This window comes from Pantoea sp. FN0302 (genome assembly GCF_050113775.1).
Classification (GTDB): Bacteria; Pseudomonadota; Gammaproteobacteria; order Enterobacterales; family Enterobacteriaceae; genus Mixta; species Mixta alhagi.
On sequence record NZ_JBNJSM010000010.1, the window covers coordinates 1 to 20,261 of the forward strand.

At 51.3% G+C, this 20,261-nt stretch carries 14 protein-coding genes, 4 tRNA genes, 1 rRNA gene and 1 other RNA gene; 18 read left to right on the forward strand and 2 right to left on the reverse strand.

All coding sequences use genetic code 11. The features are described from left to right. Positions 1-7: 7 nt before the first annotated feature. From rrf to birA, 3 genes are all read left to right on the forward strand, one after another. Positions 8-123 (forward strand): 5S ribosomal RNA (gene rrf / locus ACQE32_RS19450). 311 nt (positions 124-434) lie between these two features. Beyond that, on the forward strand, positions 435-1,472 hold the full coding sequence (gene murB / locus ACQE32_RS19455; protein ID WP_427022290.1) for a UDP-N-acetylmuramate dehydrogenase: 1,038 nt from the start codon (positions 435-437) through the stop codon (positions 1,470-1,472). Beyond that, positions 1,469-2,431 carry a bifunctional biotin--[acetyl-CoA-carboxylase] ligase/biotin operon repressor BirA gene (birA, locus tag ACQE32_RS19460; RefSeq protein ID WP_427022291.1) on the forward strand — a complete coding sequence of 321 codons (963 nt, stop codon included), beginning with the start codon at positions 1,469-1,471 and terminating at the stop codon, positions 2,429-2,431. The genes murB and birA overlap by 4 nt, the downstream gene beginning before the upstream one ends. A 65-nt stretch (positions 2,432-2,496) precedes the next feature. On the opposite strand, the gene coaA is transcribed toward birA, so the two are convergent. Beyond that, a complete protein-coding gene (gene coaA, locus ACQE32_RS19465; protein ID WP_427022292.1) occupies positions 2,497-3,447 on the reverse strand; it encodes a type I pantothenate kinase in 951 nt (316 codons plus the stop codon). A gap of 591 nt (positions 3,448-4,038) precedes the next feature. Between coaA and ACQE32_RS19470 the strand changes: the two genes are divergently transcribed. The 14 genes from ACQE32_RS19470 to rpoC all read left to right on the forward strand — a co-directional run bounded on the left by ACQE32_RS19470 (position 4,039) and on the right by rpoC (position 18,357). Continuing rightward, a tRNA-Thr gene (locus tag ACQE32_RS19470) sits at positions 4,039-4,114 on the forward strand. 10 nt (positions 4,115-4,124) lie between these two features. Continuing rightward, positions 4,125-4,209 (forward strand) — tRNA-Tyr (locus ACQE32_RS19475). A 45-nt stretch (positions 4,210-4,254) separates the two neighbouring features. After that, a non-coding RNA gene (locus ACQE32_RS19480) (RtT sRNA) lies at positions 4,255-4,379 on the forward strand. A 128-nt stretch (positions 4,380-4,507) separates the two neighbouring features. Continuing rightward, a tRNA-Gly gene (locus ACQE32_RS19485) sits at positions 4,508-4,582 on the forward strand. A gap of 5 nt (positions 4,583-4,587) precedes the next feature. Then, a tRNA-Thr gene (locus ACQE32_RS19490) sits at positions 4,588-4,663 on the forward strand. Positions 4,664-4,774: 111 nt separating this feature from the next. Then, positions 4,775-5,959, forward strand: coding sequence for an elongation factor Tu (gene tuf, locus ACQE32_RS19495; protein ID WP_427022293.1), 1,185 nt, complete (start codon positions 4,775-4,777; stop codon positions 5,957-5,959). Between the two features lie 231 nt (positions 5,960-6,190). Beyond that, on the forward strand, positions 6,191-6,574 hold the full coding sequence (gene secE, locus ACQE32_RS19500) for a preprotein translocase subunit SecE (RefSeq protein WP_085072266.1): 384 nt from the start codon (positions 6,191-6,193) through the stop codon (positions 6,572-6,574). A 1-nt stretch (position 6,575) separates the two neighbouring features. Then, a complete protein-coding gene (gene nusG / locus ACQE32_RS19505; RefSeq protein WP_085069543.1) occupies positions 6,576-7,121 on the forward strand; it encodes a transcription termination/antitermination protein NusG in 546 nt (181 codons plus the stop codon). 151 nt (positions 7,122-7,272) lie between these two features. Then, complete coding sequence (gene rplK, locus ACQE32_RS19510; RefSeq protein ID WP_085069544.1) at positions 7,273-7,701, forward strand: 50S ribosomal protein L11; 429 nt, start codon at positions 7,273-7,275, stop codon at positions 7,699-7,701. A 3-nt stretch (positions 7,702-7,704) separates the two neighbouring features. Further along, a complete protein-coding gene (rplA, locus tag ACQE32_RS19515; RefSeq protein ID WP_250651102.1) occupies positions 7,705-8,409 on the forward strand; it encodes a 50S ribosomal protein L1 in 705 nt (234 codons plus the stop codon). A gap of 348 nt (positions 8,410-8,757) precedes the next feature. Further along, positions 8,758-9,255 carry a 50S ribosomal protein L10 gene (gene rplJ / locus ACQE32_RS19520; RefSeq protein WP_012772934.1) on the forward strand — a complete coding sequence of 166 codons (498 nt, stop codon included), beginning with the start codon at positions 8,758-8,760 and terminating at the stop codon, positions 9,253-9,255. Positions 9,256-9,317: 62 nt separating this feature from the next. Then, on the forward strand, positions 9,318-9,683 hold the full coding sequence (gene rplL, locus ACQE32_RS19525; protein ID WP_038629792.1) for a 50S ribosomal protein L7/L12: 366 nt from the start codon (positions 9,318-9,320) through the stop codon (positions 9,681-9,683). A 325-nt stretch (positions 9,684-10,008) separates the two neighbouring features. Continuing rightward, complete coding sequence (rpoB, locus tag ACQE32_RS19530; protein WP_426982374.1) at positions 10,009-14,037, forward strand: DNA-directed RNA polymerase subunit beta; 4,029 nt, start codon at positions 10,009-10,011, stop codon at positions 14,035-14,037. 96 nt (positions 14,038-14,133) lie between these two features. After that, on the forward strand, positions 14,134-18,357 hold the full coding sequence (gene rpoC, locus ACQE32_RS19535) for a DNA-directed RNA polymerase subunit beta' (protein ID WP_426982373.1): 4,224 nt from the start codon (positions 14,134-14,136) through the stop codon (positions 18,355-18,357). Between the two features lie 319 nt (positions 18,358-18,676). Here rpoC and ACQE32_RS19540 read toward each other — a convergent pair whose 3' ends face one another. Further along, the gene (locus ACQE32_RS19540; RefSeq protein WP_426982372.1) at positions 18,677-18,862 is read right to left on the reverse strand and encodes a hypothetical protein; all 186 of its coding nucleotides are present in this window, start codon (positions 18,860-18,862) and stop codon (positions 18,677-18,679) included. A 307-nt stretch (positions 18,863-19,169) separates the two neighbouring features. Here ACQE32_RS19540 and ACQE32_RS19545 point away from each other — a divergent pair, with 307 nt between their 5' ends. Next, positions 19,170-20,258, forward strand: a complete 1,089-nt coding sequence (locus ACQE32_RS19545) for a DUF1176 domain-containing protein (RefSeq protein WP_426982371.1) — start codon at positions 19,170-19,172, stop codon at positions 20,256-20,258. Positions 20,259-20,261 lie beyond the last annotated feature (3 nt).

Below are 20,261 nucleotides of genomic sequence, written 5' to 3' on the forward strand. Positions count from 1 at the left end.
GAATTTGCCTGGCGGCGAGAGCGCGGTGGTCCCACCTGACCCCATGCCGAACTCAGAAGTGAAACGCCGCAGCGCCGATGGTAGTGTGGGGCCTCCCCATGCGAGAGTAGGGAACTGCCAGGCATCAAAACAGCGACGGAGCCTCAGCGAAAGCTGAGGCTTTTTCGTGTCTGACGATCGGTAAAAAACCCCGTTTTCGTGGCTAGAATATCGTCAGTGCCCACCTGCAGATCCTGCTCTGCGACTAATTTTCATTCCCTTCTGCTTTTAAGTTGACCAGGCTTGATAATATTTATTGCCGTCAGCGCCCTGTCTTTAGTTTTTTCACTGTCAGGCTTATTAACGAACATGCCTTGCCGATCCACAGGATAAAATTTTCTTCCTACTGTATCGATCGGTTAAACTGAGCGCAGTTAATCGGAAAAGGCCGCTTCATGTCCAGTCCTGCATTCTCACTTAAAAAACTACATACCTTTGCCATTGAAACAGGCGCAGAAAAAGTTGTATACGCAGAAACGCCGCAAGATATTCTTGCAGCCTGGCGTGAGTGTCATCAGCGCGATTTGCCCTTCTTATTATTAGGTGAGGGTAGTAATGTCCTGTTTCTGCAAGCTTTCAGCGGCATAGTTGTAATAAACCGTATTAAAGGCATTACTATTACTGAAAGTGATAAGCACTGGCATCTACAGGCAGGAGCTGGTGAAAACTGGCATGCTCTGGTCGCTTACACATTACAGCAAAACATCGCCGGACTGGAAAACCTTGCTTTAATACCCGGCTGCGTTGGCTCTTCGCCTATTCAAAATATTGGTGCCTATGGTGTCGAGATAAAGGATGTTTGCGAGTGGGTTGAAGTTCTTGAACTGGAAAGCGGCCAGATTCATCGGCTGACGGCAGCAGAATGTGAGTTTGGCTATCGCGATAGTATCTTCAAGCATCGGCTACAGAACGGTTATGCGATTACCCGCGTTGGTTTTAGCTTACCCAGGCAATGGCAACCTGTAATGAGCTATGGCGATCTGGCTAAGCTCGATCCCGCAACCGTCACTCCTCAGCAGATTTTTGATTCTGTTTGTCATATGCGTCGCAGTAAATTGCCCGATCCGGCGTTAACCGGAAACGCTGGCAGCTTCTTTAAAAATCCTGTGGTTACTGCAGAGCAGGCTACAGCATTACTGGCAACTGTCCCGCATGCTCCCCATTATCCGCAAAGTAACGGTGAAGTTAAGCTGGCTGCTGGCTGGCTTATTGATCAGTGCCAGTTAAAAGGTTATCGCATTGGCGGAGCGGCCGTACATCAGCAGCAGGCACTGGTATTAATCAATGCGGAAGAGGCAAGTGCAGAAGATGTTGTCGCATTAGCCCGTGAAATCAGACAGCGTGTGGGGCAAAAATTTAACGTCTGGCTGGAGCCGGAAGTGCGTTTTATTGGCGCTGACGGAGAAAAAAATGCCGTTGAGGTTATTTCATGAAAGATAACAGCGTACCGTTAAAATTAGTTTCTATCCTGGCTGATGGCGAATTCCATTCAGGTGAACAAATTGGCGAAAAGCTCGGTATGAGCCGCGCTGCAATAAACAAACATATCCAGACTTTAAAGGAGTGGGGGCTGGATGTCTTTACCGTGACAGGAAAGGGCTATTGTTTGCCTGCTCCTGTACAGTTACTGGACGAAGCGGAAATTAACCGCAACCTGGAACAACAGGGACTGGCGGTAATACCCGTTATAGACTCCACTAACCAGTATCTGCTGGAACGCATGGGATCGCTAAAAACGGGCGATGCCTGCGTGGCTGAATATCAACATGCAGGGCGTGGACGCCGTGGCCGTCAATGGTTTTCTCCTTTCGGCGCTAATCTCTATCTCTCAATGTACTGGCGTCTTGAACAGGGGCCAGCTGCGGCAATGGGCTTAAGCCTGGTTATCGGTATTGTCATTGCTGAAGTATTGCAGCGGCTGGGTGCTGAAGGCGTAAGAGTAAAGTGGCCGAACGATCTTTATCTGAACGATCGAAAGCTGGCTGGCATCCTGGTCGAAATGATCGGGAAAACAGGCGATGCCGCACAAATCGTATTTGGCGCAGGCATCAATTTGAAAATGCGTACCCCTGATGCCACGGTAGTAAACCAGGGCTGGATTAACCTGCAAGAGGCGGGTATTGCTATCAACCGCAACGAACTTGTAAGCCTGTTAGTAAATCAATTGCGTCATAGCCTGCGTGATTTCGAACGGGAAGGATTAGCACCTTTTCTTTCTCGCTGGCAGCGGCTGGATAACTTTATTAACAGACCGGTTAAGTTATTGATTGGCGATCGTGAAGTATTGGGCATCGCTCGCGGTATTGATCAACAAGGTGGGTTACTGCTTGAACAGGATGGCGTAATAAAATCCTGGGTAGGCGGCGAAATATCCTTGCGACCACAGAACTGACGGCTTACTTTATCGACAGAGTGCTTCTGAAGATGCGGATAGCCTCTCAGAAGCACTATTCAGCCTTATTTACGTAACCGCACCTGTTCAACAGCGTGGTTAGCACTTTTGCTCAGGATTAGGCTGGCACGCTCACGCGTGGGTAAAATATTTTCCTTCAGGTTACGCCAGTTAATCTCTCTCCATAGTTGGGTTGCGATATTAACGGCTTCCTCTTCGGACAGCTGTGCGTAGTGATGAAAATAAGAGTCGGGATCGGTAAAGGCCCCTTTGCGAAACTTCAGAAACCTGTTGATATACCAGTCTTCCAGCAGCTCTTCAGGCGCATCGACGTAAATAGAAAAATCAACAAAATCAGAAACAAATACGTGATGCGGATCGTGAGGATAATCCATCCCGCTTTGCAGCACGTTTAATCCTTCCAGGATTAAAATATCGGGCTGCTGTACGATTTTATCGCCGTCAGGGATGACATCATAAATCAAGTGAGAATAAACCGGCGCCGTTACTTCAGTTGCCCCCGATTTCAGGTCAGCAACAAAATTGACCAGGCGGTGCATATCATAAGACTGCGGAAAGCCTTTTTTCTTCATCAGGTCGCGTTCTTTTAATACGGCGTTCGGATGAAGAAAACCATCGGTGGTAATTAATTCGACGCGGCGATGTTCAGGCCAGCGGCTTAGCAACGCCTGTAAAACGCGCGCAGTAGTGCTTTTACCTACGGCTACGCTACCTGCAATGCTGATGATATACGGGATCTTTTGCCCGCTGGTACCTAAAAACTGTTCCAGCACTGCCTGACGACGCAAATTAGAATTAATATAGAAATTCAGCAGACGGGACAAAGGCAGATAGATTTCAGCTACCTCTTCCAGTGAAAGATCTTCATTAATGCCTTTCAGACGAGCGATCTCATCCTCTGATAATGTCATCGGAACAGAATCACGCAACGCAGCCCATTGTTGGCGACTGAATGTCAGATACGGGGTGGTAAATGAGGACTCTTTATTACTCATAAGCATGCTTCTGCCAGCAGATATTTACCGAATGGCAACAGGTAAGCATAGCCATCTTCCTGTGCCCTGGAGGTAATTTCAGAAAACAATGCGCAGGAGGTTAACACCAGTAACAGGAGAAAAAGAAGGAAAAAAATGGATTGCTAAAGGTAATCAGAACGATCCTCGCAAATTTGTTATTAACAAGCAGCAGGAAGTAAGGGAGGTTTAGATAAAACTTCAATTCTCCTTCAGGTGATAAACAGGCTATATAATCCAGTGGGTTTAATCGCCACCCATTAATATGTGATGTGTGTCACAAAAGAAAATTTTGCATGCTTTATCTGTAGCGCTGACCATAATCAGGTGGGCAATTTAGCACCACTGAAGAGAAAAAAAGTTATCCGGCAGCCAATATTTTCACGCAAAAGAATAGCGTTATAAGTAAAAATCACGCTTTGATAACCCAGATCCCACAGTAGGAATGGTTGTTTTTTCTTCAAAAAAACGTAAATTTGCGAAGAATTGCACAAATAGTGACCGATAGAACATTTATCGCAATTTTTTTGTTGCATACCGCAGCCGGTCTTCCTAGAATGCGCCTCACTTGATGCCGGCTTAGCTCAGTAGGTAGAGCAACTGACTTGTAATCAGTAGGTCACCAGTTCGATTCCGGTAGCCGGCACCATCAAGTATCAGGTGGGATTCCCGAGCGGCCAAAGGGAGCAGACTGTAAATCTGCCGTCACAGACTTCGAAGGTTCGAATCCTTCTCCCACCACCATATTTAAGCTTTGGCAACAGAGCTAAACCAAACTGAACCGCCTAAAGGTTTTCGGTTTGGAGAAGGTGAAAACCTTCGTTAAGGTTCGAGTCGAGCAGCGCGAGACAACACGCGCAGCGTGGCCCGAAGGGTGAGGAGCGAAGCGACGAGTAATCCTTCTCCCACCACCATATTCAGACTGAGCTCAAGCACAGTCAGAGTCAGCAGGCAACGCAAGTTGGCTCGAAGCTCGAATAATAAGCATCCTTAACTTATTATTCATTTGCTACAGAAAGAACAGGTAGCCGAGTTCCAGGTTGCGGGCATCGTATAATGGCTATTACCTCAGCCTTCCAAGCTGATGATGCGGGTTCGATTCCCGCTGCCCGCTCCAGATGTGCTGATATGGCTCAGTTGGTAGAGCGCACCCTTGGTAAGGGTGAGGTCCCCAGTTCGACTCTGGGTATCAGCACCACTTCTTTATCTCCCTCCCTGATTCTTCCTGTACAAAAAATTCAACAGCACAGGCGATGCCTGGTTGATGTGGTGATATCACCGATTTAACCGTGTCTTAGAGGGACAATCGATGTCTAAAGAAAAATTTGAACGTTCAAAACCGCACGTCAACGTCGGTACTATCGGCCACGTTGACCACGGTAAAACTACCCTGACTGCAGCTATCACTACCGTTCTGGCGAAAACCTACGGCGGTGCAGCGCGTGCATTCGATCAGATCGATAACGCGCCGGAAGAAAAAGCTCGTGGTATCACCATCAACACCTCTCACGTTGAATATGACACCCCGTCTCGCCACTACGCGCACGTTGACTGCCCGGGCCACGCCGACTATGTGAAAAACATGATCACCGGTGCTGCTCAGATGGACGGCGCTATCCTGGTTGTTGCTGCGACTGACGGCCCGATGCCGCAGACCCGTGAGCACATCCTGCTGGGTCGTCAGGTTGGCGTTCCTTACATCATCGTGTTCCTGAACAAATGTGACATGGTTGATGATGAAGAGCTGCTGGAACTGGTTGAAATGGAAGTTCGTGACCTGCTGTCACAGTATGACTTCCCGGGCGACGACACTCCGATCGTTCGCGGTTCCGCGCTGAAAGCGCTGGAAGGCGAAGCAGAGTGGGAAGAGAAAATCATCGAGCTGGCTGGTCACCTGGATTCTTACATCCCGGAACCTGAGCGTGCGATTGATAAGCCGTTCCTGCTGCCGATCGAAGACGTATTCTCAATCTCTGGCCGTGGTACCGTTGTTACCGGTCGTGTTGAGCGTGGCGTGATCAAAGTTGGTGAAGAAGTTGAAATCGTTGGTATCAAAGATACGGCGAAATCTACCTGTACCGGCGTTGAAATGTTCCGCAAACTGCTGGACGAAGGTCGTGCTGGTGAGAACGTTGGTGTTCTGCTGCGTGGTATCAAGCGTGAAGAGATCGAGCGTGGTCAGGTTCTGGCTAAGCCGGGCTCCATCAAGCCGCACACCCAGTTCGAATCAGAAGTTTATATTCTGTCCAAAGACGAAGGCGGCCGTCACACTCCGTTCTTCAAAGGCTACCGTCCTCAGTTCTACTTCCGTACTACTGACGTGACTGGCACCATCGAACTACCGGAAGGCGTTGAGATGGTAATGCCGGGCGACAACATCAAAATGGTTGTTACCCTGATCCACCCGATCGCGATGGACGACGGTCTGCGTTTCGCAATCCGTGAAGGCGGCCGTACCGTAGGCGCGGGCGTTGTTGCTAAAGTTCTGGGCTAATTGCCGATAACATTTGACGCAACGTACAAGAAGAGGGCATCATTTGATGCCCTTTTTATACGCTGTAACATAGAACCTGGCTCATCAGTGATTTTCCGCTCATAATCATTGCTGAGACAGGCTCTGTAGCACGGCGTGATCGACCGAGTTACGCCTTAACAGCTGCATTCGGTTTGGCTGCCTCGCATGCGCGGGGCAAAATTGTTTCTGATTTATGTGGCAGGTTGGTTTATGAGTGCTAATACCGAAGCTCAAGGAAGCGGGCGCGGCCTGGAAGCAATAAAGTGGGTAGTCGTCGCCATTTTGCTGATCGTAGCAATCGTAGGTAACTTCTATTATCGCGAAGTGACCTTACCGCTGCGCGCATTGGCTGTTGTTGTTCTCATCGCGTTGGCGGGCGGTATCGCACTGTTAACGACGAAAGGTAAAGCAACGCTGGCTTTCGCTCGTGAAGCCAGAACCGAAGTGCGCAAAGTCATTTGGCCTACGCGTCAAGAAACGCTGCATACCACGTTAATCGTTGCCGCGGTTACCGCCGTGATGTCACTGATTTTGTGGGGGCTGGATGGTATTCTGGTCCGTCTGGTATCGTTTATCACTGGCCTGAGGTTCTGAGATGTCTGAAGCTCCAAAAAAGCGCTGGTACGTCGTTCAGGCGTTTTCCGGTTTTGAAGCGCGCGTAGCACAGTCGCTGCGTGAGCATATCAAATTGCACAACATGGAAGAATTGTTTGGCGAAGTCATGGTGCCCACTGAAGAAGTGGTAGAAATCCGTGGCGGCCAGCGTCGTAAAAGCGAGCGCAAATTCTTCCCGGGTTACGTCCTGGTGCAGATGGTTATGAATGACGCGAGCTGGCACCTGGTGCGCAGCGTTCCGCGTGTTATGGGTTTCATCGGCGGAACTTCCGATCGCCCGGCACCCATCAGCGATAAAGAAGTTGATGCGATCATGAACCGCCTGCAGCAGGTTGGCGACAAACCCCGTCCCAAGACGCTGTTTGAGCCAGGTGAAATGGTTCGCGTTAACGATGGTCCGTTTGCCGACTTTAACGGCGTGGTGGAAGAAGTTGATTATGAGAAGAGCCGCCTGAAGGTGTCTGTTTCTATTTTCGGCCGTGCCACACCGGTTGAGCTGGATTTCGGCCAGGTCGAAAAAGGCTAAATTGCCCAATCGAAATTTTCGATTAAGGGTTGCAGAAGGCGCGAAATTGCCCTACAATTTCGCGCCTTTTGTTTTTATGTGGCTTTAATGCCATGTGAAAGATTAATCACGGGAAGCCTTAAACGGCGTTATACCCAAAAGAGGAAATATCATGGCTAAGAAAGTACAAGCCTACGTCAAGCTGCAGGTTGCAGCTGGTATGGCTAACCCGAGTCCGCCAGTAGGTCCGGCTCTGGGTCAGCAGGGCGTTAACATCATGGAATTCTGTAAAGCGTTTAACGCCAAAACAGAAAGTATTGAAAAAGGTCTGCCGATTCCGGTTGTTATTACCGTTTATTCTGACCGTTCTTTCACCTTCGTTACCAAAACGCCTCCGGCAGCTGTGCTGCTGAAAAAAGCGGCGGGTATCAAGTCTGGTTCTGGCAAGCCGAACAAAGACAAAGTCGGTAAAGTAACCCGTGCTCAGGTACGTGAAATCGCAGAAACCAAAGCTGCGGACATGACTGGTGCTGACGTAGAAGCGATGACTCGCTCTATCGAAGGTACTGCTCGTTCCATGGGCCTGGTAGTGGAGGACTAAGAAATGGCTAAGCTGACCAAGCGCATGCGTGTGATCCGTGACAAAGTTGATGCGACTAAACAGTATGACATCAACGAAGCTGTTGCTCTGCTGAAAGAACTGGCTACCGCTAAATTCGTTGAAAGCGTTGACGTTGCTGTAAACCTCGGCATCGACGCTCGTAAATCCGATCAGAACGTGCGTGGCGCAACTGTACTGCCGCACGGTACCGGTCGCTCTGTACGCGTTGCTGTATTTACCCAGGGCGCAAACGCTGAAGCTGCGAAAGCAGCTGGCGCAGAGCTGGTAGGTATGGAAGATCTGGCTGAGCAGATCAAAAAAGGCGAAATGAACTTTGACGTTGTTATCGCATCTCCGGATGCAATGCGCGTTGTTGGCCAGCTGGGCCAGGTTCTGGGTCCGCGCGGCCTGATGCCGAACCCGAAAGTGGGTACGGTTACGCCGAACGTTGCTGAAGCAGTTAAAAATGCTAAAGCTGGCCAGGTTCGTTACCGCAATGACAAAAACGGCATCATCCATACCACTATCGGTAAGGTTGATTTCGACGCTGACAAACTGAAAGAAAACCTGGAAGCCCTGCTGGTTGCGCTGAAAAAAGCAAAACCGTCTCAGGCGAAAGGCGTGTACATCAAGAAAGTTAGCCTGTCTACCACCATGGGCGCTGGCGTTGCCATCGACCAGTCTGGTCTGACTGCAGTGGCGAATTAATAATCGCTTTACGCGGGCGAAAGTTTCTACTAGAATCTTACGCCCGTTGTTCTGTTAAAACAGAACGCATGCCTGAAGTTTTATTTTTAGCATCTGTAACGATGCCAAAGAAAAAGCAAGGCAACAGATTTTCGGTTGGAGCCTGGCCTTATCCAGGCCTCCGTCCAAGACCGCAGGTGTTTCGAAAGAAACTTAATATTCCTGCGTAGACGGTGACAGAGCCTGAAGAATATTTTTATTTTCTGGATTCTGCTCACCGTGTTTTAGCGCCTGGCTTCCTTCCGGTCGCCAGGTGAAGTGAGTTCCGGTGGAATTTTTCCTCCGGCTAAAATCCAGGAGCAAAAGCTAATGGCATTAAATCTTCAAGACAAACAAGCGATTGTTGCTGAAGTCAGCGAAGTAGCCAAAGGCGCGCTGTCTGCGGTAGTTGCGGATTCTCGTGGCGTTACCGTTGATAAAATGACTGAACTGCGTAAAGCAGGTCGTGAAGCTGGCGTTTACATGCGTGTTGTTCGTAACACCCTGCTGCGCCGCGTCGTAGAAGGTACTCAGTTCGAGTGCCTGAAAGACACGTTTGTTGGTCCGACCCTGATTGCATACTCTATGGAACACCCGGGCGCTGCTGCTCGTCTGTTCAAAGAGTTCGCGAAAGCGAATGCAAAATTTGAGGTCAAAGCTGCAGCCTTTGAAGGTGAGCTGATCCCGGCGGCACAAATTGACCGTCTGGCAACGCTGCCGACCTACGAAGAAGCACTGGCACGTCTGATGTCGACCATGAAAGAAGCCGCTGCAGGCAAACTGGTCCGCACTCTGGCTGCCGTACGCGATGCAAAAGAAGCCGCTTAAGGCCTTCTTTTACTACGCACTTTTACGTACACACTATTTTCTGATTCTTAGGAACAATTGTCATGTCTATCACTAAAGATCAAATTCTGGAAGCAGTAGCCGCTATGTCCGTAATGGAAGTGGTTGAACTGGTTTCCGCTATGGAAGAAAAATTCGGCGTTTCTGCTGCTGCTGCTGTAGCTGTTGCTGCTGGCCCGGCTGAAGCTGTTGAAGAAAAAACTGAGTTCGACGTAGTCCTGAAAGCTGTTGGCGCTAACAAAGTTGCTGTGATCAAAGCAGTACGTGGCGCAACTGGCCTGGGCCTGAAAGAAGCGAAAGATCTGGTTGAGTCTGCACCGGCTGCGCTGAAAGAAGGCATCAGCAAAGACGACGCTGAAGCTCTGAAAAAATCCCTGGAAGAAGCTGGCGCTGAAGTTGAAGTTAAATAAGCCAACCCTCCAGGTTGCAGCCTGACTTTTTAGGCTGATGGCTGGTGACTTTTTGGTCACCAGCCTTTTTGCGCTACAGGGCTTCAATGGGGTTTCGCACTGTTTGTCCATTGAACGTCTTCAATATCTTTTTCTATCGACGCCTTAATATACTGCTTCCCTGCAGGGTTCCCTGCCCATGCAACAGCAATGAAATGATTTAAGAGTGATAGAAAGACGTATTGCGGAAAGTCTCTCGTACTTTCCGGCAAACAAAATAGTGTTGCATGAACTGTCCTTCAGGACGGACAGAGTGGGTCGACTTGTCAGCTAGCTGAGGAACCCTATGGTTTACTCCTATACCGAGAAAAAACGCATTCGTAAGGATTTTGGGAAACGTCCACAGGTTCTGGACATTCCTTATCTCCTTTCTATCCAGCTTGACTCGTTCCAGAAGTTTATCGAGCAAGATCCGGAAGGCCAATACGGTCTGGAAGCTGCATTCCGTTCCGTATTCCCAATCCAGAGCTATAGCGGCAACTCTGAGCTGCAGTATGTCAGCTACCGCTTAGGCGAACCTGTATTTGATGTGAAAGAGTGTCAGATCCGTGGCGTGACATATTCTGCTCCGCTGCGCGTTAAACTGCGCCTGGTGATCTACGAGCGCGAAGCGCCGGAAGGCACCGTTAAAGACATCAAAGAACAAGAAGTTTACATGGGCGAAATTCCGCTCATGACCGAAAACGGTACCTTTGTTATCAACGGTACTGAAAGGGTTATCGTTTCTCAGCTGCATCGTAGTCCTGGCGTATTCTTTGACAGCGATAAGGGTAAAACCCACTCTTCGGGTAAAGTGCTGTATAACGCACGTATCATCCCTTACCGCGGTTCATGGCTTGACTTTGAGTTTGACCCGAAAGACAACCTGTTCGTCCGTATTGACCGTCGTCGTAAGCTGCCGGCCAGTATCATTCTGCGCGCACTGAGCTTCACCACTGAGCAGATTCTCGATCTGTTCTTCGAAAAAGTGGTGTTTGAAATCCGTGACAACAAGCTGCAGATGGAACTGGTGCCTGAGCGTCTGCGTGGCGAAACTGCCTCTTTCGATATCGAATCGAACGGTACGGTCTACGTTGAAAAAGGCCGTCGTATTACCGCGCGTCATATTCGTCAGCTGGAAAAAGATGGTATCCAGCATATCGAAGTGCCGGTGGAGTACATTGCAGGCAAAGTGGTTGCTAAAGACTACGTTGACGAAAGCACCGGTGAGCTGATCGTATCCGCTAACATGGAGCTGTCGCTGGATCTGCTGGCCAAGCTGAGCCAGGCGGGTCATAAGCGTATCGAAACGCTGTTTACCAACGACCTTGACCACGGCGCCTATATCTCCGAAACGCTGCGCGTTGACCCAACCAACGATCGCCTGAGCGCGCTGGTTGAGATCTATCGCATGATGCGTCCGGGCGAGCCGCCGACGCGTGAAGCTGCGGAAAACTTGTTTGAGAATCTGTTCTTCTCCGAAGATCGTTATGACCTTTCTGCGGTAGGCCGCATGAAGTTCAACCGCTCTCTCGGCCGTGATGAAATCGAAGGCTCTGGTATCCTGAGCAAAGATGACATCATCGAAGTCATGAAGAAGCTCATCGGTATCCGTAACGGTAAAGGCGAAGTGGACGATATCGACCACCTCGGCAACCGTCGTATCCGCTCCGTAGGCGAAATGGCCGAAAACCAGTTCCGCGTAGGTCTGGTGCGCGTTGAGCGTGCGGTGAAAGAGCGTCTCTCTCTGGGCGACCTCGATACCCTGATGCCGCAGGATATGATTAACGCTAAGCCGATCTCCGCGGCGGTGAAAGAGTTCTTTGGTTCCAGCCAGCTGTCTCAGTTTATGGACCAGAACAACCCGCTGTCAGAGATCACGCATAAGCGTCGTATCTCTGCCCTGGGCCCAGGCGGCTTGACGCGTGAGCGTGCAGGCTTCGAAGTGCGAGACGTACACCCGACTCACTATGGTCGCGTATGTCCAATCGAAACGCCGGAAGGTCCGAACATCGGTCTGATCAACTCCCTGTCGGTATATGCGCAGACTAACGAATACGGTTTCCTTGAAACGCCGTACCGTCGCGTTATCGATGGCGTGGTCACCGACGAAATTCATTACCTCTCTGCTATCGAAGAGGGTAACTACGTTATCGCTCAGGCGAACACCAACCTCGATGAAGAGGGTCATTTTGTCGATGATCTGGTGACTTGCCGTAGCAAAGGCGAATCGAGCCTGTTCAGCCGCGACCAGGTTGACTACATGGACGTTTCCACCCAGCAGGTGGTTTCTGTCGGTGCGTCCCTGATCCCGTTCCTGGAGCACGATGATGCTAACCGCGCCCTGATGGGTGCGAACATGCAACGTCAGGCGGTTCCGACTCTGCGTGCTGATAAGCCGCTGGTAGGTACCGGTATGGAACGTGCGGTAGCGGTTGACTCCGGTGTAACCGCCGTAGCGAAACGTGGTGGTACCGTACAGTATGTTGATGCTTCTCGTATCGTTATCAAAGTTAACGAAGAAGAGATGTATCCGGGCGAAGCCGGCATCGACATCTACAACCTGACTAAATATACCCGTTCTAACCAGAACACCTGCATCAACCAGATGCCGTGTGTTTCTCTGGGTGAGCCGGTTGAGCGCGGCGACGTGCTGGCTGATGGTCCGTCCACCGACTTGGGTGAACTGGCGCTGGGTCAGAACATGCGCGTAGCGTTCATGCCGTGGAACGGCTACAACTTCGAAGACTCCATTCTGGTCTCCGAGCGCGTAGTACAGGAAGATCGTTTTACCACGATTCATATCCAGGAACTGGCCTGCGTGTCGCGTGACACCAAGCTGGGGCCTGAAGAGATCACCGCTGATATCCCGAACGTGGGTGAAGCTGCGCTCTCCAAGCTGGATGAATCCGGTATCGTTTATATCGGTGCGGAAGTGACCGGTGGCGACATTCTGGTTGGTAAGGTAACGCCGAAAGGTGAAACCCAGCTGACGCCAGAAGAGAAACTGCTGCGTGCGATCTTCGGTGAGAAAGCGTCTGACGTTAAAGACTCTTCTCTGCGCGTACCAAACGGCGTTTCAGGTACCGTTATCGACGTGCAGGTCTTTACCCGCGATGGCGTGGAAAAAGACAAGCGCGCGTTGGAAATCGAAGAGATGCAGCTGAAGCAGGCGAAAAAAGACCTGACTGAAGAACTGCAGATCCTCGAAGCCGGCCTGTTTGCCCGTATCCACTCAGTGCTGGTTTCCGGCGGCGTGGAAGCGGAAAAACTGGACAAGCTGCCGCGTGAGCGTTGGCTGGAGCTGGGCCTGACCGACGAGCAGAAACAGAATCAGCTGGAGCAGCTGGCTGAGCAGTACGATGAGCTGAAGCACGAGTTTGAGAAAAAACTTGAAGCGAAGCGCCGCAAAATCACTCAGGGCGATGACCTGGCACCGGGCGTGCTGAAAATCGTTAAAGTGTATCTGGCCGTTAAACGTCAGATCCAGCCTGGTGACAAGATGGCAGGTCGTCACGGGAACAAAGGTGTTATCTCCAAGATCAACCCGATCGAAGATATGCCTTACGATGAGAACGGTACGCCGGTCGACATCGTACTGAACCCGCTGGGCGTACCGTCACGTATGAACATCGGTCAGATTCTGGAAACGCACCTGGGCATGGCTGCCAAAGGCATTGGTGACAAGATCAATGCGATGCTGAAGAAGCAGGAAGAAGTCGCCAAGCTGCGTGAGTTTATCCAGCGTGCTTACGATCTGGGCGCCGACGTACGTCAGCGTGTTGATCTGAACACCTTCTCTGATGATGAAGTGCTGCGCCTGGCAGAGAACCTGAAAAAAGGTATGCCGATCGCAACGCCGGTGTTTGATGGCGCGAAAGAGAGCGAAATCAAAGAGCTGCTGCAGCTTGGCGATCTGCCGACTTCTGGCCAGATCACCCTGTTTGATGGCCGTACTGGCGAGCAGTTCGAGCGTCCGGTTACCGTTGGCTACATGTACATGCTGAAACTCAACCACCTGGTTGATGACAAGATGCACGCACGTTCTACCGGCTCTTATAGCCTGGTTACTCAGCAGCCGCTGGGTGGTAAGGCACAGTTCGGTGGTCAGCGCTTCGGTGAGATGGAAGTGTGGGCGCTGGAAGCATACGGCGCGGCCTACACGCTGCAAGAAATGCTTACCGTTAAGTCTGATGACGTTAACGGTCGTACCAAAATGTATAAAAACATCGTGGACGGCAACCATCAGATGGAACCGGGCATGCCGGAATCCTTCAACGTACTGTTGAAAGAGATCCGCTCGCTGGGTATCAACATCGAGCTGGAAGACGAGTAATTACCGCAAGGTAGCACTCGCAGTCGTACTGGTTACAAGAGAGTCCGGGCTTGCCCGGGCTTTCTTGAGAAGTCTCACTCCGACGGGAGCTAATCCGTGAAAGACTTACTTAAGTTTCTGAAAGCGCAAACTAAAACCGAAGAGTTTGATGCGATCAAAATTGCTCTGGCCTCGCCAGACATGATCCGTTCCTGGTCTTTCGGTGAAGTGAAAAAGCCGGAAACCATTAACTACCGTACCTTCAAGCCAGAGCGTGATGGTCTGTTCTGCGCCCGTATCTTCGGGCCGGTAAAAGACTATGAATGCCTGTGCGGTAAGTACAAGCGCCTGAAACACCGCGGTGTTATCTGTGAGAAGTGCGGCGTTGAAGTGACCCAGACTAAAGTGCGCCGTGAGCGTATGGGCCACATCGAGCTGGCTTCCCCGACTGCGCACATTTGGTTCCTGAAGTCTCTGCCGTCCCGTATCGGTTTGCTGCTGGATATGCCGCTGCGTGATATCGAACGCGTACTGTACTTCGAATCCTATGTGGTGGTTGAAGGCGGTATGACCAACCTCGAGAAGCGTCAGATCCTGACTGAAGAGCAGTATCTGGATGCGCTGGAAGAGTTTGGCGACGAATTCGATGCGAAGATGGGCGCGGAAGCGATCCAGGCGCTGCTGAAGAATATGGATCTGGAGCAGGAATGCGAGCAGCTGCGCGAAGAGCTGAACGAAACCAACTCCGAGACCAAGCGTAAAAAGCTGACCAAGCGTATCAAACTGCTGGAAGCGTTCGTGCAGTCTGGCAACAAGCCGGAGTGGATGATCCTGACCGTGCTGCCGGTTCTGCCGCCGGATCTGCGTCCGCTGGTTCCGCTGGACGGTGGTCGTTTTGCGACTTCTGACCTGAACGATCTTTATCGTCGCGTCATTAACCGTAACAACCGTTTGAAACGTCTGCTGGATCTGGCTGCGCCAGATATCATCGTACGTAACGAAAAACGTATGCTGCAGGAAGCGGTAGATGCGCTGCTGGATAACGGCCGTCGTGGTCGCGCCATCACTGGCTCCAACAAGCGTCCGCTGAAGTCGCTGGCTGACATGATCAAAGGTAAGCAGGGTCGTTTCCGTCAGAACCTGCTGGGTAAACGCGTCGACTACTCTGGTCGTTCCGTTATTACCGTAGGTCCTTACCTGCGTCTCCATCAGTGCGGCCTGCCGAAGAAAATGGCGCTGGAACTGTTCAAACCGTTCATCTACGGCAAGCTGGAGCTGCGTGGTCTTGCTACCACCATCAAAGCCGCCAAGAAAATGGTTGAGCGTGAAGAAGCGGTAGTTTGGGATATACTGGATGAAGTTATCCGTGAGCACCCGGTTCTGCTGAACCGTGCGCCGACGCTGCACCGTCTGGGTATTCAGGCTTTTGAACCGGTTCTGATCGAAGGTAAAGCTATCCAGCTGCATCCGCTGGTTTGTGCGGCATATAACGCCGACTTCGATGGTGACCAGATGGCTGTTCACGTACCGCTGACGCTGGAAGCCCAGCTGGAAGCGCGTGCGCTGATGATGTCGACCAACAACATTCTGTCTCCGGCGAACGGCGAACCGATCATCGTTCCGTCTCAGGACGTTGTACTGGGTCTGTACTACATGACCCGCGACAAAGTGAACGCCAAAGGCGAAGGCATGGTGCTGACTGGCCCGAAAGAAGCTGAGCGTGTTTATCGCGCTGGCCTGGCCGAGCTGCATGCGCGCGTTAAAGTGCGTATCACTGAATACGAAAAAAATGAGCAGGGCGATTTCATCCCGAAAACCAGCATTATCGATACCACTATCGGCCGTGCAATTCTGTGGATGATCGTACCGCAAGGTCTGCCGTACTCCATCGTCAACCAGGCGCTGGGTAAAAAGGCGATCTCCAAAATGCTGAACACCTGTTACCGCATTCTGGGCCTGAAGCCGACCGTTATCTTTGCTGACCAGACCATGTACACCGGTTTTGCCTACGCAGCCCGTTCAGGTGCTTCCGTTGGTATCGATGATATGGTTATTCCGGCGAAGAAAGTGGAAATCATCACCGAAGCGGAAGCGGAAGTGGCTGAGATTCAGGAACAGTTCCAGTCTGGCCTGGTAACGGCTGGCGAGCGCTATAACAAGGTTATCGATATCTGGGCCGCGGCAAACGAACGTGTTGCTAAGGCGATGATGGAAAACCTCTCTACCGAAACGGTTATCAACCGTGACGGCGAAGAGGAAAAACAGGTTTCCTTTAACAGCATCTTTATGATGGCCGACTCTGGTGCGCGTGGTTCCGCCGCTCAGATTCGTCAGCTGGCTGGTATGCGTGGTCTGATGGCGAAGCCGGATGGCTCTATCATCGAAACGCCGATCACCGCGAACTTCCGTGAAGGTCTGAACGTACTCCAGTACTTCATCTCCACACACGGTGCGCGTAAAGGTCTGGCGGATACCGCACTGAAAACGGCAAACTCCGGTTATCTGACCCGTCGTCTGGTTGACGTGGCGCAGGACCTGGTAGTAACCGAAGATGACTGTGGTACGCATGAAGGCATCATGATGACGCCGGTTATCGAAGGTGGCGACGTTAAAGAGCCGCTGCGTGAGCGCGTTCTTGGCCGTGTAACGGCAGAAGACGTACTGAAGCCGGGCACTGCTGACATTCTGGTATCACGTAACACTCTGCTTGATGAGCACTGGTGTGACGTACTGGAGCAGAACTCTGTCGACAGCGTTAAAGTTCGCTCTGTTGTTGCCTGTGAAACCGACTTCGGTGTGTGTGCACACTGCTACGGTCGTGACCTGGCGCGTGGCCACATCATCAACAACGGTGAGGCTATCGGCGTTATCGCGGCACAGTCAATCGGTGAGCCGGGTACACAGCTGACGATGCGTACCTTCCACATCGGTGGTGCGGCATCGCGTGCGGCTGCTGAATCCAGCATCCAGGTGAAGAACAAAGGTACTATCAAGCTGACCAACGCCAAGTCGGTTACCAACTCCGCTGGCAAGCTGGTTATTACCTCCCGTAACGTTGAACTGAAAATGATCGACGAATTCGGGCGCACCAAAGAAAGCTATAAAGTGCCTTACGGTGCGACCATGGCGAAAGGTGACGGTGAGCAGGTCAATGCCGGTGAAACGGTAGCGAACTGGGATCCACACACCATGCCGGTTATCACTGAAGTGAGCGGTTTCATCCGTTTCACCGATATGATCGACGGCCAGACCATTACCCGTCAAACTGACGAGCTGACCGGTCTGTCTTCGCTGGTGGTACTGGATACCGCAGAACGTACCACAGGTGGTAAAGATCTGCGTCCGGCACTGAAAATCGTTGATGCTAACGGTAACGATGTACTGATCCCGGGCACCGATATGCCGGCACAGTACTTCCTGCCGGGCAAAGCGATTGTTCAGCTGGAAGATGGTGTGAAGATCAGCTCTGGTGATACGCTGGCGCGTGTGCCGCAGGAATCTGGCGGTACTAAGGATATTACCGGTGGTCTGCCGCGCGTTGCTGACCTGTTTGAAGCGCGTCGTCCGAAAGAACCTGCGATTCTGGCTGAAATCAGCGGTATCGTCTCCTTCGGTAAAGAGACCAAAGGCAAGCGTCGTCTGGTGATCACGCCGATCGACGGTAGCGATCCGTACGAAGAGATGATTCCGAAATGGCGTCAGCTCAACGTGTTTGAAGGTGAGCGCGTAGAACGTGGTGACGTTATCTCCGATGGTCCGGAATCACCGCATGACATTCTGCGTCTGCGTGGCGTTCAGGCTGTGACCCGTTATATCGTTAACGAAGTGCAGGACGTATACCGTCTGCAGGGCGTTAAGATTAACGATAAACATATCGAAGTTATCGTGCGTCAGATGCTGCGTAAAGCAACCATCGCTAACGCGGGCAGCTCCGAGTTCCTGGAAGGCGAGCAGGTAGAATACTCACGCGTGAAGATTGCCAACCGCGATCTGGAAACCAATGGCAAAGTGGGCGCAACTTACGCTCGCGATCTGTTGGGTATTACCAAAGCGTCACTGGCAACCGAATCGTTTATCTCTGCAGCATCGTTCCAGGAAACCACCCGTGTCCTGACCGAAGCCGCAGTAGCAGGCAAGCGTGATGAACTGCGCGGCCTGAAAGAGAACGTGATCGTGGGTCGTCTGATCCCGGCTGGTACCGGTTACGCGTACCATCAGGATCGTATGCGTCGTCGCCAGTCTGGCGAGCCGACCGTGGCGCCTCAGGTGAGCGCGGAAGAAGCAACGGCCAGCCTGGCCGAGCTGCTGAACGCCGGCCTCGGTGGCAACGACGACGAGTAATCGTCAGACGTAGCGCCGTTAGAGCCATAAATAAAAAACCCTGCTTCGGCAGGGTTTTTTTATGGAAATCCAAAAACATGTAAGCTTTTCTGATCCTGTTTTCACCTGTTGTGAAAAAAACGATATTTACTGAGGAAGAATAATATCGCCATGCATAACGGGGACATCAAGGAATGATAAGGTCGCTCTTTCAGTATGCCAATCAAGATAAGCGGTGCACCACTTGCCCGGTAATAATGGTCGCTATCCTATGGAGTTCTTTTAACATCAAATGTTCTCGGTCGGGTTAAGACGTTTATCTGGGTGCCATTATTTGTCACTATCTCTGCAAGACCTGATTCAAAATTTGGCTATGCTCACCGATATCCATATTGTCTAAAAGAAACCGTACATCATCTCCTCTGGCATGGCCTAAATCTATCCAGCCAGGAACGTCGGAGTAGACCAGCCCATTATCCGATACAGGTGCGTACTGCCCATCAATGACGCTATCACGATTAGCCATTTTCTCTCCCTGTTAGCATATCTCCTTTAGTCGCTTTACCTGCGCTTTACTCAAAAAAATTAGTAAAATCAGTAATAAACGCGAAAATTAAGTAGAAAATGAGGCGTTATAATCTAGTCAGCTGCCTGAATATATTTACTGAAGCGGCCGGGAAGCCGCAGCGAGAATAGTCATAAAGAATATGAATACGATCGGCTATTATGCTGCTCTAAAGCCTTAGTTGAGTAACCGCTAAACTTTGTGGCCATCGGGCACAGGTAGAAGTGTGCTTATCTATTTGTTTACTGCATATCAAGGGAATCCAGGCATGAACTTATCTGGCAAGGCTCTGCTGTTATTAATGCTGTCTGGTGGGCTACCTACCGCAATGGCTATCGCCGAGCCGCCGGGAGAGCCGGTACAGCGTTTTTTTAAAGGGTGGCAGGTAACCTGCAACAACCTTAACGACTGCGATATCCGCAACGTGGATGAAAATATGCGCATCGTGATCCGTCATCAGGCGGGGCCTGAAGGTACTGCCTCGCTGGATATTATGAGCTTTGATGCCAGGAAAGCGGAGGGTGTCTGGCTGGATGGAAAACGGTGGAACCATGCCATAAGCCTTTCAGATGCTGATGCGAATAATGATTACGCTAATGCACACAGCGACAGCTTAAGCGATATTCAGGCGCTGGTGACAGCGGCTAAAAATGCCATGACGATTTCCCTGACGTCCGATAATGAGATTACCGGTTCATTAAGCGGCCTGAATGCGGCGCTGCTGTTTGTTGATGAACGGCAGGGGCGTCTCGGTAATCAAACGGCGCTGTTTAAAACCGGTACTGAGCCAGCCGGGAGCGTGCCGTCGCGCGCCTCCGTAGCGCCTTCATTACCGCCTGTGCCGCCTGTTGTGCCATTAAATAACGCCCAGGCGCTGCTTCAAAAGGTGATCGCCAGCCAGCAGCCGGTACTGAAAAGGGAAGAGTGCGAACCCGCTGAAGAAGATATCGCACGCAGCGAGGCGCAACCGCTGGACGCGCAGCATGCTTTAGTGATGATTAACTGCGGCATGGGAGCCTATCAATCTTCCAGCGTACTGTTTATTACGCCGCGCGCCGCACCTGAAAAAGCGCAGCAGTTGGTGCTACCGTTACCGTTACATAACGCGGAAGGCAAGCCCAATAGCGTAAGTTGGTTTACCGAAGCCAGCTACGATCCGCACAGCGGTCAGTTGTTTCATGCTGCGCGTGGTCGAGGCATCGCTGATTGCGGCGAAAGCGCAGCCTGGCGCTATGACGGTAATATATTCCATTTGATGAGCTATAACAGTCAGCCGGGCTGCGACGGTGGTGAACCGGGAGACTGGCCTTCGGTATGGGCTACGCCGGGTTATACCGACAGCGAAAACAGCCGGTAATTA

Bases quoted from the DNA above. Each gene is read 5' to 3' on its own strand.
- rplK (WP_085069544.1), top strand. From the start codon at position 7,273: ATGGCTAAGAAAGTACAAGCCTACGTCAAGCTGCAGGTTGCAGCTGGT.
- coaA (WP_427022292.1), bottom strand. From the start codon at position 3,447: ATGAGTAATAAAGAGTCCTCATTTACCACCCCGTATCTGACATTCAGT.
- rpoB (WP_426982374.1), top strand. From the start codon at position 10,009: ATGGTTTACTCCTATACCGAGAAAAAACGCATTCGTAAGGATTTTGGG.
- rplA (WP_250651102.1), top strand. From the start codon at position 7,705: ATGGCTAAGCTGACCAAGCGCATGCGTGTGATCCGTGACAAAGTTGAT.
- ACQE32_RS19540 (WP_426982372.1), bottom strand. From the start codon at position 18,862: ATGGCTAATCGTGATAGCGTCATTGATGGGCAGTACGCACCTGTATCG.
- secE (WP_085072266.1), top strand. From the start codon at position 6,191: ATGAGTGCTAATACCGAAGCTCAAGGAAGCGGGCGCGGCCTGGAAGCA.
- tuf (WP_427022293.1), top strand. From the start codon at position 4,775: ATGTCTAAAGAAAAATTTGAACGTTCAAAACCGCACGTCAACGTCGGT.
- nusG (WP_085069543.1), top strand. From the start codon at position 6,576: ATGTCTGAAGCTCCAAAAAAGCGCTGGTACGTCGTTCAGGCGTTTTCC.
- ACQE32_RS19545 (WP_426982371.1), top strand. From the start codon at position 19,170: ATGAACTTATCTGGCAAGGCTCTGCTGTTATTAATGCTGTCTGGTGGG.
- rplJ (WP_012772934.1), top strand. From the start codon at position 8,758: ATGGCATTAAATCTTCAAGACAAACAAGCGATTGTTGCTGAAGTCAGC.
- birA (WP_427022291.1), top strand. From the start codon at position 1,469: ATGAAAGATAACAGCGTACCGTTAAAATTAGTTTCTATCCTGGCTGAT.
- murB (WP_427022290.1), top strand. From the start codon at position 435: ATGTCCAGTCCTGCATTCTCACTTAAAAAACTACATACCTTTGCCATT.
- rplL (WP_038629792.1), top strand. From the start codon at position 9,318: ATGTCTATCACTAAAGATCAAATTCTGGAAGCAGTAGCCGCTATGTCC.